An 18,399-nucleotide genomic window follows, 5' to 3' on the forward strand; every position below is an offset into this window, starting at 1 on the left:
ATGGGAAGCCTCCACGCATCCGCCGCCGCGGCATTACGGCCCCGTACAGCGCAACGAGGTCCGCTGTCGCACGGCCAGCAACGGCTGTGGTTCCTCGACCGCTGGCTGGCGGGCCGGCCGGTGTTCAACATGCCGGTCACGCTCCGCCTCACCGGCCCGCTGGACGCCGGCCGTCTCATCGGCGCGGTCCAGGCCGTGGCCGCCCGGCACGACGTGCTGTTCACCGTCTTCGAGGAGGGCCCCGGCGGACCCCGCCAGCGGGTGATGGACAGCCGGGATCTGCCGTGCCCGGTGACCGACCTCGCGGAGCTGGGGGAGAGCGCGGCGCGGGCGCGGGCCGAACAACTCGCCGAACAGGACGCGCGACGTCCCTTCGATCTCGCGGCAGGCCCGATGGTCCGGGCGCGCCTCTTCCGGCTGGCTGCGGGGACCCACTGGCTTCAGCTGACGTTCCACCACATCGCCTTCGACGGCTGGTCGTTCGGCGTCTTCCAAACTCAGCTCATCGCGGCCTACCGCGCCGGCGCGGCGCCCGGCGAGCCGCTGGCCGTGCAGTACGCCGACTACGCCCTGTGGCAGCGCGAGACGCTGACCGGCGAGGCCACCGACCGTGCCCTGCAGGCGTGGACCCGCGCCCTGGCCGGCGCGCCGGACGTCCTCGACCTCGGCGCCGACCGGCCACGTCCGGGCGAGCTCAGCTACCGTGGCCGCACCGAGCGGTTCGCACTGCCCGGCATCCCCGTCGTGGCGCTGGAGAAGTTCGCCGCCGGGGAGGGCGTGACCCCGTACGTCGTGCTCCTCGCCGCCTTCCAGGCCCTCGTCGCCCGGCACGCGGGCAGCGACGACATCGTGCTCGGCTCGCCGACGGCGGGCCGGGGGCCCGCGGCGCTCGACGAGATGGTCGGCTTCTTCGCGGACTCGCTGGTCATCCGGACCAGCCTGGACGGCGACCCGACCTTCCGCGAACTCGTCACCCGTACGCGGGCCGGGGTCCTGGACGCCCTGTCCCGCAGCCGGATGCCGTTCGACCTCGCCGTGAACCATCTTCGCCCGGCGCGCGACCTCAGCTTCAGCCCGGTCGTCCAGGTGGTGTTCGGCCTGCACGAGGAGGACGCCGCCGAGGTGCTCGGCGACGGCGTCGGCATCGAGCGCGCCGACATCGACACGGGTACGGCGAAGTACGACCTCACCTGGTCGGTCTACCGGGGGGCGAACGGGCTGCGGCTGGACGTGGAATACGCGACCGACCTGTTCGACGCCGCGACCGTGCGGACCCTCGTCAGCCACTGGGAGACGCTGCTGCGGGGGGTCGTCGCCGACCCGGACGTCCCGCTCAGCCGGATCGAGCTGGTGTCCGAGGACGAGGCCCAGAGGCTGTGGCGCTGGTCGGGCGAGGAACGGCCGGCACCCGCCGGCACGGTCCACGACCTCGTCGCGCGCAGCGCCGCCGCGTGGCCGGACGCGGTGGCGATCACGGGCGCCGGGGAGACGCTCACGTACGCGGAACTGGAGCGGCGCGGCACGGCGCTGGCCCGGCGGCTGCGGGCGATGGGCGTGGGGCGGGAGAGCTGTGTCGGCGTCTGCATGACGCGGTCGCCGGAGATGGTGGTGGCCTGCCTCGCGATCCTGCGGGCAGGCGGCGTGTACGTACCCCTGGACACGGCGTTTCCGGCCGACCGCATGGCGTTCATGCTGCGTGAGGTCGGCGCGGAGATCGTCCTGATCCATCCGCCGACCGCCGGGGTGGTCCCGGACGGCCCGTGGCGCGTCGCCGATGTCGGCGAGGCCGAGGACGAGAGCCCGGACACCGAAGCCGCACTGCCCGAGGTGGGACCCGGCAACGGCTGCTACGTCATCTTCACCTCGGGATCGACCGGCCGGCCGAAGGGCACCACGGTGACCCACGGCAACGTCCTGGGGCTCCTGACCGGCGTCCGGGAGCGGCTGCCGTTCGGCCCGGACGACGTGTGGACGTTCTTCCACAGCCTCGCGTTCGACTTCTCGGTGTGGGAGATCTGGGGCGCACTGACCACCGGAGGGCGCCTGGTCGTGGTGCCCTACGACGTGAGCCGAGACGCCGACGCGTTCCACCGGCTCGTCCGCGGCGAACGGGTGACGATCCTCAGCCAGACACCGTCGGCGTTCCGGCAGTTCGAGACGGCAGACGACCAGGCCGGCGGCGAGCTGTCGCTGCGGGCCGTGGTGTTCGGCGGCGAGGCCCTGCACCGGCCCTCGGTCCGGCGCTGGGCCGCCCGGCACGGCTACGGCGCACCCCTGCTCGTGAACATGTACGGCATCACCGAGACCACGGTGCACGTCACGTACGTGGCCCTCGCCGAGGACGACCTCGGCCGTGACCTGACCCCGATCGGGCAGCCGCTCCCCGGTGTGGTCGCGCAGGTGCTCGACGCGTACGGGCGGCCCTGCCCGGCCGGGGTGACCGGCGAGATCCATGTCGGTGGCGCGGGCCTCACCCGCGGCTACACCGGGCGGCCCGGGCTGACCGCCGAACGGTTCGTGCCCGATCACCTCACCGGGCGGCCCGGCCGCCGCCTCTACCGCACCGGCGACCTCGGCCGCTGGAACGCGCGGGGCGGTCTGGAGTACGCCGGGCGTGCCGACTCCCAGGTGAAGGTTCGTGGCTACCGCATCGAGACCGGCGAGATCGAAGCCGTCCTCGGGCAGCATCCGCGCCTCCTGGAGGCGGCCGTCATCGCCCGCGGCGACACCGACGGCCACGTCGACCTGGCCGGCTACCTGGTCGCCGACGGCGCCGCGCCGTCACCCGACGAGCTGCGCGCGTGGCTGCGCCGGCGGGTCCCGGACTACATGGTGCCCCGCCACTTCGTGGTCCTGGACGCGCTGCCGCTCACCCCGCAGGGCAAGGTCGACCGCCGGGCCCTGCCCGCACCGGAGGCCGTACGCCCGGAGCTCGCCCAGGAGTACGTGCCGCCCCGGGGCCCCTTCGAGGAGCTGCTGGCCGAGATCTGGGGCGAGGTGCTGGCCGTGGACCGGGTCGGCCGGCACGACAACTTCTTCGACCTCGGCGGCGACTCCATCCGCAGCATCGGCGTGCTCGGCCGGGCCCGCGGCAGCGGCCTCGCCTTCGCCCTCCAGGACCTGTTCCGCAGCCCGACGCCGGCCGGGCTGGCCGCCCTCGTGCGGACCACCGCGCCGGCGGCCGCGGCTCCCGAACGCGAGCCGTTCGCGATGCTGACCGAACCGGACCGGGCCCTGCTGCCGGACGGGGTCGAGGACGCCTACCCGATGGCGGAACTCCAGGTGGGCATGGTCTACGAGATGGAGCTCAACCCCGAGCGCCGGGCCTACCACAACCTGGACGGCCTGCGTATCGTCGGCCCGTTCGACGAGGAGCGCTTCCGGGAGGCGACGGCCCGGGTCGTCGCCCGCCACCCCATCCTGCGGACGGCGTTCGACCTCAGCGGGTTCAGCGAGCCGATGCAGTTGGTGTACCGCACCGCCGAGATGCCGTTCACCGTGGTCGACCTGCGTCACCTCGACGAGGCGGCCCGGGACGAGGCGCTCGACGAGTACGTGCTGGCCGAGCGGCGGCGCCCGTTCGACCACTCCCGCCCGCTCCTGCTGCGTTTCGCCCTGCACCGGCTGACCGACGAGTCCTTCCAGTGGACGCTCACCGAACACCACGCCATCTTCGACGGGTGGAGCCTGCACTCCACCATCTCCGAGATAGCCGAGGTCTACCAGCGGCTGCTGGCCGGCGAGGACCCGGTGCTCACGCCGCCGGACTCCGCCTACCGCGACTTCATCGCCGCCGAGCGGGAGACCCTGGCGTCCGAGGAGAGCCGGCGGTTCTGGCTGGAACGCGTCGGCGACCGCCCGGACTGTCGGCTGCCCCGCCGCCCGTCCGACCGGCCGGAGCGACTGTCCGGGCGGGCACAGCCGCATGAATGGCGCGCCCACTACCCCGAGCAGGGCTACGGCGCCGTCGAAACGCTGCTGCCGGAGGATCTGTGCGACGGCCTGCGCGACCTCGCCCGCCAGTGCGCGGTCCCCCTCAAGGCGGTGCTGCTGGCCGCCCATCTCAAGGTGATGAGCCTGGTCACCGGTGTGTCCGACCTCCTGGTAGGGCTCACCGCCAACGGGCGGCTGGAGGAGGAGGGCGGGGCCGAGGTCCGGGGCATGTTCCTCAACACCGTGCCGTTCCGCATCGCGCTGCCGGACGGCAGCTGGCGCGAGCTGATCCGTGCGGTCTTCGAGACCGAGCGCGAGCTGCTGCCGCACCGCCGGTATCCGCTCGGCGCGCTCCAGCGGGAGGTCGGCGGCGACCCGCTGTTCGAGGTGAACTTCGTCCACAACCACTTCCACGTCCTGGATCGCGCGTTCGGTCCCGGCCTCATGCGCATCGAGGACGGCAAGATCGACAGCTTCGCGACGGACCGGGTGGAGCCCACCAACTTCCCGCTCAACGTCGGCATGGTCCGCAACCCGTACTCCAACCGCCTCCTGTTCGGCATGGACTACCACACCGACGTCCTCACCCGGGACCAGGTGCTGCTGTACCGCGACTACTACCTGCGGGCGATGACCGAGATGGTGGCCGATCCCGCGGCGGCGCACCGGTCGGTGTCGCTGCTGGGCGACGACGAGCGGGCGCTGCTGGAGTCCTGGAACTCGACGACGGCTGACGTCCCCCCGGCACCGGTGCACCGCATGGTCGAAGCGCGGGCCGCGGCGGCGCCGGACGCGGTCGCGGTGGAGTCGGGCGGCACGGCGCTGACCTACGGCGAGCTCAACGCGCGAGCGAACCGGGCCGCCCGGCGGCTGCGTGACCTCGGCGTGGGCCCGGACGTCCCGGTGGCGCTGTGCATGGACCGCTCGCTCGCCACGATCACGTGCCTGCTGGCCGTCCTCAAGGCCGGCGGTGTCTACGTGCCGATCGAGCCCGACTACCCGGCCGAACGCATGGAGTACATGCTGCGCGAGGCCGGCGCCCCCATCGTGCTGGCCGACGCGCGGGCCGCGGACCGGGTTCCCGCCGGGCCCTGGTGGGTCCGAACCGTGGACAACAGCCTGTGGGACGAGGGCGACGACGGCAACCTTCCCGGTGGGGCGGGGCCCGACAACGGCTGCTACGTGATCTTCACGTCGGGTTCGACCGGACAGCCGAAGGGGGTGGTGACCCGGCACCGCAACGTCACCGAGCTGCTGCACGGCGGCGAGTTCCTCCGGCTCGCAGCCGCGGACACCCTGATCCAGCTGGCACCACTGTCCTTCGACAACTCGACCTTCGAGGTGTGGGCGCCCCTCGTGGGCGGCGCCCGGCTGGTCCTGGCTCCGGCCGAACGGTACGGCCCGGCGGAGATCGCGGAATGGGTGGCCGCGGCGGGCGTGACGGTGCTGCACGCGACGGCGTCGCTGTTCGCGTTGCTGGTCGACCACGAGCCGGCGACGTTCGACGGTCTGCGCCGCTTCCTCACCGGCAGCGAGACCGTCTCCCCGGGTCACCTGGTGCGGATTCTGGATCGTTGCCCGGATCTGGAGGTGGTCAACTGCTGGGGGCCGACGGAGACGACGACGTTCTCGGTGTGCGGTGTGTTCCGGCGTGGCACGGTGCCGGCGGGTGCGCTGCCGCTGGGTTCGCCGTTGGTGAACACCCAGGTGTGGGTTCTCGACGAGGCCGGCATGCCGGCGCCGGTGGGTACTCCGGGCGAGTTGTACGTGTCGGGCCCGTGCCTGGCGAGGGGGTATCTGGGCCGGCCGGGGCTGACGGCGGAGCGATTCCTGCCGCATCCGTTCCGGGCCGGGGAACGCCTCTACCGGACCGGGGACCGGGGCCGGTGGTCGGTGGACGGGCTGGTGGAGTTCCTGGGCCGGACCGATCACATGGTCAAGGTGCGCGGCTACCGGGTCGAGCTGGGCGAGGTCGAGGCCGCCCTGCGCGAGCATCCGGGTATTCGCGAGTGCGTGGTGGTGACCCGGCCGGACGGGGCGGCCGGGGTGGACCTGGTCGGCTATCTGGTGGCGGACGGGGTGGGCCTGTCGTCGGGTGAGGTGCGGTCCTGGCTGGGCGGCCGGCTTCCGGCGTACATGGTTCCTCGCTTGTTCGTGTTCTTGGACGCCTTGCCGTTGACGCCGCGGGCGAAGGTCGATCGCCGCGCGCTGCCGGATCCGGAGCTGGTACGGGCGGATGTGGGGCAGGAGTACGTGGCGCCGGTGGGTCCGGTCGAGGAGCTGCTGGCGGAGATCTGGTGCCGGGTACTGCGTGTCGACCGGGTCGGCCGGCACGACAACTTCTTCGACCTCGGCGGCGACTCCATCCGCAACATTCAGCTGGTGGGGCACGCCCGCGCCAACGGACTCACCGTCGGCCTGCAGGACCTGCACCGGCATCCCACCGTGGCGAGCCTGGCCGAGGTCGTCCAGCCTCGCGGGTCCGTCCCGAAACGGGCGAAGACGTCGGCGTTCGATCTGCTCTCCGACTGCGACCGGGAGCGGTTGTCCGCGCGCGGGCCGGCCGGGGACGCGCGGTGACGGAGGTGATGCAGCGCCGGGAGGCGGCCGGCGGGATCGAGGACGCCTACCCGATGTCGGCGCTCCAGGTCGGCATGGTCTACGAGATGGAGCGCGACCCCGAACAGCTGCCCTACCACAACGTCCACACCCTCCGAATCCCCGAACGGTTCGACGAACATCGGTTTCGGCGGGCGGTGGCACATGCCGTGGCCCGCCACCCGATCCTGCGCACCTCGTTCGCGCTCGTCGGGTTCAGCGAGCCGATGCAACTGGTGTACGACGTGGCCGAGGTCCCGATCACGGTGGCGGACCTGCGGGCGGCGGACGAGAGCACGACCCGGGCGGCGCTGACGTCCTACCTGGACAGCGAACGGCGGACGCCGCTGGACGTGACGACGGCGCCCCTGTGCCGGATGGGCGTGCACGTGCTGGCCGGCGACGCCTTCCAATGGACCCTCACCGAGCACCACGCCATCCTCGACGGCTGGAGCCTGGCCTCGGTCGTCGCCGAGATCACCGACGGCTACCGGCGGCTCCTCGCGGGGCAGGAGCCGCAGGCGGCGCCGCTGCGCTCCACCTACCGGGACTTCATCGCCGCCGAGCGGGAGGCCCTGGAGTCACCGGAGAGCCGCGAGTTCTGGCAGGAACGGCTGGACGAGCGGCCCGACAGCCGCCTGCCACGCTGGCCGGGCGACCGCCCCGCCATGCCGGCCACCGAGCCGGTCCGGGGAGAGCGCCACCGTCCCGGCTCGCTGATCAGCCCGCTGCCGGCCGACCTGGCTCCCCGGCTGCGCGACCTGGCCCGCCGCTGCCGGGTGCCGCTCAAGTCGGTGCTGCTGGCCGCGCACATGAAGGTGATGAGCCTGGTCACCGGCTCCGCCGACGTCGTCGCGGGCCTCACCGCGAACGGGCGGCTGGAGGAGGAGGGCGGCGCCGACGTGTGCGGCCTCTTCGTCAACACCGTACCGTTCCGGTTGGAGCTGCCCGATGGCACCTGGCGTGACCTGATCGGGGCGGTCTTCGACGCGGAGAGCGCACTGCTGCCGCACCAGCGCTACCCGATGGCCGCGCTCCAGCGGGAGCTGGGCGGCGCGCCACTGGTCGAGACCAACTTCGTCTACACCGACTTCCAGCAGATCCCCGCCACGGCGGCGGAGGACGGGGAAAACCTCACCGACCTATCCCGTACGCACTTCGCCCTCGTCGTCGCCTTCGGCCGGGAACCGGGAACCGGGGGGCTGAACCTGGAGATGGAGTACGACGCACGGGCGTTCCCGGCCGCTCAGATCGCCGTCCTGCGCGACCACTACGTACGCGTGATGACCGCGATGACGGCGGATCCGGCCGCGGGGCACCGATGGGTGCCTCTGCTCGGCGACGGCGAGCGGGCGCTGCTGGAGTCCTGGAACTCGCGGACCGCCGACGTGCCGCCGGACCCCGTGCACCGGCTCGTGGAACGGCGTGCCGCACAGGCGCCGGACGCGGTGGCGCTCGTGACGCAGGCCGGGTCGCTGACGTACGGCGAGCTGAACGCGAGGGCCAACCGGATGGCCCGGCGGCTCCGGGCCCTCGGCGTCCGCACCGGCACCGCGGTCGGCGTCGGCGTCCGCCGTTCGGTCGCGATGGTGACCAGCTGGCTGGCCGTGCTCAAGGCCGGCGGCATGTACGTGCCACTCGACCCCGACCTCCCGGCCGACCGCCTGCGGTTCATGCTCACCCGGGCCGGGGCCCCGCTCGTCCTCACCGCGGGCGACGCCGTTCCCGAGGGCCCCTGGCAGCAGCTCACGGCCGGCGAGGACCTGTGGACGGACGGCGACGGCGACGACCTCCCGGGCGGCGCCGGCCCGGACGACGGCTGCTACGTGATCTTCACGTCGGGTTCGACCGGCCAGCCGAAAGGCGTGGTGACCCGGCACCGCAACGTCACCGAGCTGCTGCACGGCGGCGACGCCATGACCGTGCCGGCCGGCGACACCCTGCTCCAGATCGCCCCCGCCTCGTTCGACGTGTCCACCTTCGAGGTGTGGGCGCCGCTCGTCGGCGGCGGGCGACTGGCGCTGCCGCCGGCGGTGCGGTTCGGGCCGGCGGAGATCACCGAATGGGTCGCCCGCTTCGACGTGACCGTGCTGCACGCGACCGCTTCCCTGTTCGCGTTGCTGGTCGACCACGAGCCGGGAATGTTCGACCGTCTGCGCCGCCTCCTGACCGGCAGCGAGACCGTCTCCCCGGGTCACGTGGTGCGGATTCTGGATCGTTGCCCGGATCTGGAGGTGGTCAACTGCTGGGGGCCGACGGAGACGACGACGTTCTCGGTGTGCGGTGTGTTCCGGCGTGGCACGGTGCCGGCGGGTGCGCTGCCGCTGGGGCTGCCATTGGCCAACACCCAGGTGTGGGTCCTCGACGAGGCCGGCATGCCCGCGCCGGTGGGCTCCCCGGGCGAGTTGTACGTGTCCGGCCCCTGCCTGGCACGCGGATACCTCGAACCGGGAATGACCGCCGAGCGATTCCTGCCGCATCCGTTCCGGGCGGGGGAACGCCTCTACCGGACCGGGGACCGGGGCCGGTGGTCGGTGGACGGGCTGGTGGAGTTCCTGGGCCGGACCGATCACATGGTCAAGGTGCGCGGCTACCGGGTCGAACTGGGCGAGGTCGAGGCCGCCCTGCGCGGGCACCCGGAGGTGCGGGAATGTGTGGTGGTCGCCGCACGCGGAGACCTGGCGGCCTACCTGGTGGCCGACGGCGAGACTCTGTCGTCGGGTGAGGTGCGGTCCTGGCTGGGCGGCCGGCTTCCGGCGTACATGGTTCCCCGCTCGTTCGTCTTTCTGGACGCTCTGCCGTTGACGCCACGGGCGAAGGTCGATCGCCGCGCGCTGCCGGATCCGGAGTCGGCGCGGGCGGAGGTGGCGCGGGAGTACGTGGCGCCGGCCGGTCCGGTGGAGGAACTGCTGGCGGAGATCTGGTGCCGGGTGCTGGGCGTGGACCGGGTCGGCCGGCACGACAACTTCTTCGACCTCGGCGGCGACTCCATCCGCAGCATCCAGGTCCTGGGACTGGTCAGGGAGGCGGGACTGACCGCCGGCATGGCGGCCCTGCTGGCCGATCCGACGCCCGCCGGCTTCGCCGCCGCCCTGGGACAGAGCACGGCGGAAACCCGGTCCACGGCCTTCTCGCTCGTCACCGAGGACGACCGCAAACTGCTGCCGGACGGCCTGGAGGACGCGTACCCGATGTCGGAGCTCCAGGCCGGCATGGTGTACGAGATGGAGCGCGACCCCGGCCGCAGCCCCTACCACAACGTGCACACCATGCGGCTGACCGGATCGATTGACGAAGCGTGCTTCCGCGACGCGCTCGCCCGGGTGACCGCCCGGCACCCCGTCCTGCGTACGTCCTTCGCGATGAGCCGCTTCAGCGAGCCCCTGCAACTGGTGCACCCCACCGCCGAGATCCCGTTCATCGTCCACGACCTGCGCGGCGAGCCGGCGGACCGGCAGCGGGCCGTCATCGACGAACATCTCCGTACGCAGCGCGGCACCCCGCTGGACCCGACCGTGGCCCCACTGTGCCGGATGGCCGTCCACCTCCTGTCCGACACGACCTTCCAGTGGACGGTCACCGAACACCACGCCATCCTCGACGGCTGGAGCCTGACCTCCACGCTCTCCGAGATCACCACCCTCCACGAGGAACTCCTCGCCGGGCGCGACCCGGGCGACACCCCGCCGCGATCGCTCTACCGGGACTTCATCGCGGCCGAACGCGAGGCGCTGCGCACGCCGGCCACCCGCGACTACTGGCGCGACCGCCTGACCGGCAGCGACGGGAGCCCGCTGCCCCGCTGGTCGGCCGACGCAGACGAGCCGCTGGGCGACACGCTGCCGGGTGAGCGCCACGACCGGGACGAGGCCCTGGGCCACGGCTCGCTCGTCACCCCGCTCGGCGACGACCTGCGGGCCGACATCGAGGAGTTCGCGCGCCGCGCCGGCGTCCCGGTCAAGACCGCGGTGCTCGCCGCCCATCTGCGCGTGGTCGCCGCGGTCACCGGCGGCCGGGACGTCACGATCGGCCTCTCCTCGCACGGGCGCCTGGAGGAGGCGGACGGCGCCGAGGTGTGCGGCCTGTTCCTCAACACCCTGCCGTTCCGCGTCGCGCTCCCGGACGGAACCTGGCGGGACCTGGCCCGAGCCGTCCTCGACGCCGAGCACGAGGTCATGCCGCACCGCCGCTACCCGATGGCGGCGCTGCAGCGGGAACTCGGCCGAACGTCACTGTTCGAGGCGGGCTTCGTCTACAACGACTTCCACCGCTTCGGGCGCCTGGCCGACGGCGCCGGCGGGTGGCGCTTCGACGCCGCCGGCCAGGGCCCGTCCGGCTCCTCCCGCACCAGCCTCCCGCTGCTCGTCTCGGTGAGCCGGGAAGCCGGGGCCGACGGGCTGCGCCTCGAACTCGAATACGACACCCGCAAGCTCACCGGCGACCAGGTGACGCTTCTGCGCGACTATCACGTGCGCTGCCTCCGGGCGATGACCGCCGCCCCGTCGTCACGGCACACCACCGTCACCCTCGCCTCCGGACGGGAAGCCCGGCAGGTTTCGGCCTGGTCGCGGCCGGGGCTGCCCGTCCCGGGCGCGACGACCGTGCCCGAGCTGGTGGCGGCCGCGACCCGGGCGTGGCCGGATGCGGTGGCTCTGACCTGCGGCGATACCTCCCTGACGTACCGGGAGCTGGACGAGCGCGCCGACCGTCTGGCACAACGCCTGCGCCACCTGGGCGTCGGCCCCGAGGTGTGCGTCGGCGTCTGCGTGGAGCGGTCCTGGGAGACCGTTGTCGCGTGCCTGGCCGTGTTGCGGGCCGGCGGAGTCTACCTGCCCCTGGACACGGCGTTCCCGGCCGAGCGGATGGAACTCATGCTGCGCGACGTCGCGGCGCCGCTGGTCGTGGTGCACGCCGCCACCGCTTCCCGGGTGCCGGGCGGCCCCTGGGCGCGGGTCGACCTCGGCGACGACGCGACGGATCCCGGCGACTCCGGCCTCCCGGCGGTCGATCCGGACGCCGGCTGCTACGTGATCTTCACGTCCGGGTCGACCGGCCGCCCGAAGGGGACGACCGTGACCCACCGCAACGTGGCGCGGCTCATCCACGGCGTACGCGAGCACCTGCCGTTCGGCACCGGCGACGTGTGGTCGCTGTTCCACAGCTTCGCGTTCGACTTCTCGGTGTGGGAACTGTGGGGCGCGCTCACCACCGGCGGCCGCGTCGTGGTGGTGCCGCACGCCGTGAGCCGCGACGCCGACGCGTTCCACCGGCTCGTACGCGACGAACGGGTGACCATTCTCAGCCAGACGCCGTCCGCCTTCCGCCAGTTCGAGACCGCGGACGAGCGGGCCGGAGGCGACCTAGCGCTGCGGGCGGTGGTGTTCGGCGGCGAGGCCCTGCACCGGCCGTCGGTGCGCCGCTGGGCGTACCGGCACGGCTACGCGTCACCGCTGCTGGTGAACATGTACGGCATCACCGAGACCACCGTCCACGTCACGTACCTGGAGCTCGACGCCGGCCACGTCGAAGGGACCGTGAGCCGGATCGGCCGGCCCCTGCCGGACCTCGGCGCGCACGTGCTGGACCGCGACGGCGTGCCCTGCCCGATCGGCGTCACCGGCGAGCTGCACATCTCCGGCGCCGGACTGGCCCGCGCCTACGTCGGCCGCCCGGCGCTGACCGCCGAGCGGTTCGTGCCCGACCACCTGTCCGGAACCCCCGGCGCACGCCTCTACCGCAGCGGTGATCTGGCCCGGTGGAACCCGCGGGGCAGCCTGGAATACCTCGGGCGGGCCGACACCCAGGTCAAGATTCGCGGATACCGGATCGAGACCGGTGAGATCGAGAACGCGCTCGCCACCCACCCCCGGCTCCTCGAGGCCGCCGTCGTCGCGCACACCGATCCGGAGGGCCGGACCGAGCTGGTCGCCCACCTCGTGCCGGACCCGGCCGGGCCGGGCGCGCCGACCGCCGACGAACTGCGGGCCTGGCTCGGCCGCGGCCTGCCGGACTACATGATCCCGCGCCATTTCCTCGCCCACACCGCGCTTCCGCTGACTCCGCAGGGCAAGGTCGACCGGCGTGCGCTGCCGGAGCCGGGCACCGACCGGCCGGCGCTGGAGCAGCGGTACGTACCGCCCAGCGGCGACGTCGAGGAGATCCTGGCCGGCATCTGGCGCCAGGTGCTGGGCATCGACCGGGTGGGCCGGCACGACAACTTCTTCGCCCTCGGCGGCGACTCCATCCGCAGCATCCAGATCGTCGGCCGGGCCCGGGACGCCGGGCTCACCCTGGAACTCCAGCAGGTCCTCGACGCGCCGACGCTGGCCGAGCAGGCCGCGGCCCTGGACCGGACCACGCGCCCCGAGGCGCCGGCGACCCAGCCGTTCTCCCTGGTCTCCCCGGACGATCGCGCGCTGCTGCCGACCGGGCTGGCCGACGCCTATCCGATGGCACAGCTGCAGGTCGGCATGGTCTTCGAGATGGAGCGCGACCGGGCACGCAATCCTTACCACAACGTCGAGACGATGCGCCTGGCCGGCCGCTTCGACGAGGCGTGCTTCCGGGAGGCGGTCGACCGCGTGGTGGCCCGGCACCCGGTGCTGCGTACCTCGTTCGACCTGGCCGGGTTCAGCGAGCCGATGCAGTTGGTGCGCAGCGCCGTCGAGGTGCCCCTCACCGTCGTCGACATCCGCGGCGGCACCACCACACCACTGCGCGACTACGTCCGCGACCAGCAGCACGCACGGTTCGACCTGTCCGCGGCGCCGCTGTTCCGGATGGCCGTGCACGTGCTGTCCGACCACGCGTTCCAGTGGACCATCACCGAACACCACGCCATCCTGGACGGCTGGAGCATGGTCTCCACCATCTCGGAGATCACCGGCCTGTACCGCCGGCTGCTCGCCGGTGACCAGCCGGCGACCGAGCCCCTCCGCTCGCTCTACCGGGACTTCGTCGCCGCCGAACGGGCGGCCGTCAGCTCGCCGGAGATCGCGGCATTCTGGCGGGACCGCCTCGCCACGGCCCCCGGCGGGCGGATGCCCCGATGGTCCGGCGGCCCCGCCCTCGCCGTACGCCCGGAGGAACGACACGACCGCGACGACGCCGCTGGCCACGCAACCCTGACCACCCCGATCTCCGCCGAACTGCTGGCGGCGCTGGAGAAGTTCGCCCGCCGTACCGGGGCGCCCCTCAAGACGGTCGTGCTCGCCGCCCACCTCAAGGTGGTCGGCCTGATCACCGGCTCGACCGATGTACTCATCGGCATGACGGCCAACGGGCGCCTGGAGGAGCCCGACGGCGCCGAGGCGCGCGGGCTCTTCCTCAACACGGTGCCTTTGCGGGTACGGCTGCCGGAGGGCAGCTGGCAGGACCTCGTACGCGGCGTCCTGCGCGCCGAGCGCGACCTGCTGCCCCACCGTCGCTACCCGATGGCCCTGCTGCAGCGGGAGTTCGGCGGCGACGCGCCGCTGGTCGAGACCAACTTCACCTACAACAACTTCCACCGCATCGCGCGGCTCACCGTGGACGGCACGCTCGACCGGGACGGGACCGAGGTGCAGCCCGGCGTGGCGCGCACCAACTTCCCGCTGGACGTGACCGTCAGCCACGACCTCGACGCCGGCGGGCTCCTCCTGGAGATCGGCTACTCCCTCCAGGACCTCACCGACGGCCAGGTCGGACAGCTTCGCGACCTTCACCTGCGGGCCCTGGACGCGATGGCACACAACGGCGAGACCCACCACCGGGCGTCATCCCTGCTCGACGCCGAGCAGACGCGCCTGGTCACCGCGTGGCAGGGCACGAACGCGCCCGAGGCCACCACCCCCGTGCACGAGCTGCTTCGGGAGCGCGCCGAACGGTGGCCGGACCTGGTCGCGGTGGAGGCGGACGGGGAGTGTTTGACGTTCGCCGGGCTCGATGCGCGCAGTGAGGCGGTGGCGCGGCGTCTGGCGGCGGCCGGTGTGGGTCGTGGTGATGTGGTGGGACTGCACCTGCGTCCGGGTGTGGATGCGGTGGTGGCGGTGTGGGCGGTGTGGAAGGCGGGTGCCGCGTTCCTGCCGCTGGACCCGGATCTGCCGTCGATGCGGCTGGCCGCGATGGTGCAGGACGCGGGGCCCGTTCTGGTGGTGTCGCGGGAGCCGTGTGCCTGGCCGTCGGTGTCGCCCGACGGGGACGCCGACGCGGTCCTTCCCCGGGTGGGCGCGCGGGACTTGGCGTACGTGATGTTCACGTCCGGCTCGACCGGCCGCCCCAAGGGTGTGATGGTCGAGCACGGCGGCCTCGCCAACTTCGCGGAATGCCTGCTGCTGCCGCGCCTGCGGATCGGCGGCGTCGCGACCGGCGAGAACGTCCGGGTCCTGACCGGGTCGTCGGCGTTCATCTCGGACTTCTTCCTGGAGCAGATCCTGCCGCTGCTGGACGGGCACCGGTTGGTGGTGGTGTCGGGCGCTGAGGGTCGTGATCCGCGGCAGTTGGTGGCGTGGGCGCAGGATCCGGAGCGGGCGGTCCAGGTCGTCGGTGCCACCACGTCGCAGGTGCAGCTGATGGTGGAGGCGGGGTTGCTGGACGCCCCGTACCCGCCGCGGCTGATCGCGATCGGTGGCGAGGCGTGCCCGCCGGATCTGTGGCAGACCCTGCGATCCCGTACGGGCGTGGCGGCCCACAACACGTACGGGCCGGCCGAGGCGGCGGTCGACGCGACCATGGCGGACATCGGCGCGCACGCGTCCCCCCTGATCGGCCGGCCCTATGGGAACGTCCGCGTCCACCTGGTGGACGAGTCGCTCGATCTGGTGCCGCCGGGTTCGGTGGGGGAGATCGTGATCGGTGGCCCCGGTGTGGGCCGTGGTTATGCGCGGCGGCCGGGGGCGACGGCGGCGGTGTTCGTGCCGGATCCGTTCGGTGAGCCTGGCGGCCGTCTGTACCGGACCGGTGACCTGGGCCGGTACACAGCGGACGGCCAGATCGAGTTCCTGGGGCGCCGTGATCTGCAGGTGAAGATTTTGGGTCAGCGGGTGGAGTTGGAGGAGGTCGAGGCGGTCCTGCGGGGCCATCCGGCGGTGGTGGCGGCGGCGGTCAGTGTTCATCGGCGGCAGTTGGTGGGGCATGTCGTGCTGGCCGGCGCGGTGATGCCGGATCGGGGCTATCTGGCGGCACGGCTGCCGTCGGTGGCGGTCCCGGCGGTGCTGGTCGCGGTTGAGGCGTTGCCGATGACGGCTGGTGGCAAGCTCGACCGGCGGGCGCTGGCCGAGCCGCCGGAGTTGTCCTACCGGGACGTGGTGGCTCCGCGGACGGAGACCGAGCAGCGGATCGCGGCGGTCTGGCAGAGCGTGCTGGGTGTGGACCGGGTCGGCGTACACGATGATTTCTTTGCTCTTGGTGGGCATTCGTTGCTGGCTATTCGGCTCACCATGCGGGTCAGTGCGGAGTTGGGTGTCGAGGTTGCGTTGCATGAGGTGTTTGCCCGGCCGACGGTGGCGGCGCAGGCGGAGTTGGTCGACCGGCACGGCGGCGGGGCGGTGGAGCGCATCCCCCGGGTCGAGCGGGCCGGGATCGCGTCGCATGCGCAAGAGCGGCAATGGTTCCTCTGGCAACTCGCCCCGGACGATCCGACCTACAACGTTCCCTGGGGCTATGAGGTGCGCGGCGAGCTGGACCTGACCCAGCTCGGCAGCTCGTTGGACACCCTCTTCGAGCGCCACGAGTCGCTGCGTACGACCCTGCACCTCGACGCGGACGGGCACGTGGTGCCGAGGCTGAACGCCGTCGAACCGGGCGCGGTGGTGTTCTCGGCGGCCGACGAGGCGGAGGTGAAGGGGCTCGTCGAGCGGGCGGCCCGGCAGCCGTTCGACCTCACCACCGGACCGTTGCTGCGGGTCAACGTCTGGCGTACGGCGCCGGACCGGCACGTCGTGCTCTTCGTCGCACACCACGTCGCCGTCGACGAATGGTCGATCGGTGTACTCGAGCGGGAGTTGTGGCAGCTGTACCGGGCCGGAGGCGACGCGGTGCTGCCGCCGCCGGCGGTCCGCTACGCCGACTACGCGGCCTGGCAGCGGGACCTGGTGGCGAGCAGGGCGGACGAGGACCTCGCGTACTGGCGGGAGGCGCTGGACGGCGCCACGTCGTCCTGGCCCCAGCCCTCGTCCGGCTCCGGCGCCGCCGACGAGCGGGCCCGGATCGTCCCGGCGGAACGCTTGCGAGGGCTGGACCGGATCCGCTCGCAGGCGGGCGCCACGGAGTTCATGCTCTACCTGGCGGTGTACATCCTCCTGATCGCCCGCAGCTCGGGCGAGCGGGACATCACGGTCGGCATCCCGGTGTCCGGGCGTTCGCATCCCGACCTGGCGCCGGTGGTGGGTTTCTTCGTCAACACCCTGGCGTTGCGGGTGACGGTCGATCCGGCCGACGACTTCCCGGCGCATCTGCGGCGGGTCCGGTCGGTGGTCCTGGCGGCGTTCGCCCACCAGGAGACGCCTTTCGAGCATGTGGTCCGCGCGGTCGCACCCGACCGCGCCGACGGCGTCAACCCACTGTTCCGCACGCTCTTCTCCTTCGCCCCGGAGGCAGCGACCGGCGACCGTCCGGCTGAGCTCGCCGCCGACGGGCTGGCCCTCGACGACCTGCCGATCGCGAGCGGCGGCAACCACTTCGACCTGTTGATGGGCACCGCGCGTACGGCCGAGGGGCTGCACCTGAAATTGGAGTTCAGCACCGCGATTCTCGGGACGGGTGAGGCCGACGATCTGCTGGAGTCGTTCGTGGATCTGCTGGCGGCGGTCGGTGGATCGGTGGCGGACCTTCTAACCGCGAGCGACTCGGAGCGGGAGCGGATCGCCGTGTGGACCGGCGATATGGGGGTTCCGGCCTTCACCGCTCCGGTGCACGAGCTGTTGCGGGAGCGCGCGCAATGGTGGCCGGACCTGGTCGCGGTGGAGGCGGACGGGGAGTGTTTGACGTTCGCCGGGCTCGATGCGCGCAGTGAGGCGTTGGCGCGGCGTCTGGCGGCGGCCGGTGTGGGTCGTGGTGACGTGGTGGGACTGCACCTGCGTCCGGGTGTGGATGCGGTGGTGGCGGTGTGGGCGGTGTGGAAGGCGGGTGCCGCGTTCCTGCCGCTGGACCCGGATCTGCCGTCGATGCGGCTGGCCGCGATGGTGCAGGACGCGGGGCCCGTGCTGGTGGTCTCACGGGAGCCGTGCGCCTGGCCGTCGGTGACGCCCGACGGCGATGCGGACGCGGTCCTCCCCACGGTGGGCGCGCGGGATCTGGCCGCGGTGATGTTCACCTCCGGCTCGACCGGCCGGCCCAAGGGCGTGATGCTGGAACACGGCGGCCTCGCCACCTTCGCCGAGCGCCAGCTGCTGCCGAGGCTGCGCAGGGCCGGGGTCGGCGAGCACGCCCGGGTCGTCACCGGCACGTCGGCGTTCATCTCCGACTTCTTCCTGGAGCAGACCCTGCCGCTGCTGGGCGGCCACCGGCTGCTCGTGCTCTCCGGACTGGAGGGCCGCGACCCCCGTCTGCTGGTGGAACGGGCACGGGATCCGCAGCGGGCGGTGGACGTCGTCTGCACCACCACCTCGCAGGTCCAGCTGCTGGTGGAGGCGGGACTGCTGGACGCTCCGTACCCGCCCCGGCTGATCGAGCCGGCCGGTGAGGCGTGCCCGCCGGACCTGTGGCAGGCCCTACGATCGCGGCCCGGCGTGGCGGCCCACAACATCTACGGCCCGGCCGAGACGACCGTCGACACGACGTGTGCCGACATCGCCGCGTACCCGCATCCGGTGTTGGGTCGTCCGTACGGAAACACCCGCCTGTATCTGGTGGATGAGTCGCTGGGTCTGGTGCCGCCGGGTTCGGTGGGGG

The 18,399-nt window shown here is 72.7% G+C and carries 2 protein-coding genes; both read left to right on the forward strand.

The features are described from left to right. Window positions 1–6,513 carry a non-ribosomal peptide synthetase gene (locus IEZ13_RS43290; protein WP_183227301.1) on the forward strand — a complete coding sequence of 2,171 codons (6,513 nt, stop codon included), beginning with the start codon at window positions 1–3 and terminating at the stop codon, window positions 6,511–6,513. Beyond that, on the forward strand, window positions 6,510–18,399 hold an 11,890-nt coding region (locus IEZ13_RS43295), incomplete at its 3' end, for a non-ribosomal peptide synthetase (protein WP_189285781.1). The genes IEZ13_RS43290 and IEZ13_RS43295, both read left to right, overlap by 4 nt.

The sequence above is a fragment of the Actinoplanes campanulatus genome (genome assembly GCF_014647795.1).
Classification (GTDB): domain Bacteria; phylum Actinomycetota; class Actinomycetes; order Mycobacteriales; family Micromonosporaceae; genus Actinoplanes; species Actinoplanes campanulatus.

Bases quoted from the DNA above. Each gene is read 5' to 3' on its own strand.
- IEZ13_RS43290 (WP_183227301.1), top strand. From the start codon at position 1: ATGGGAAGCCTCCACGCATCCGCCGCCGCGGCATTACGGCCCCGTACA.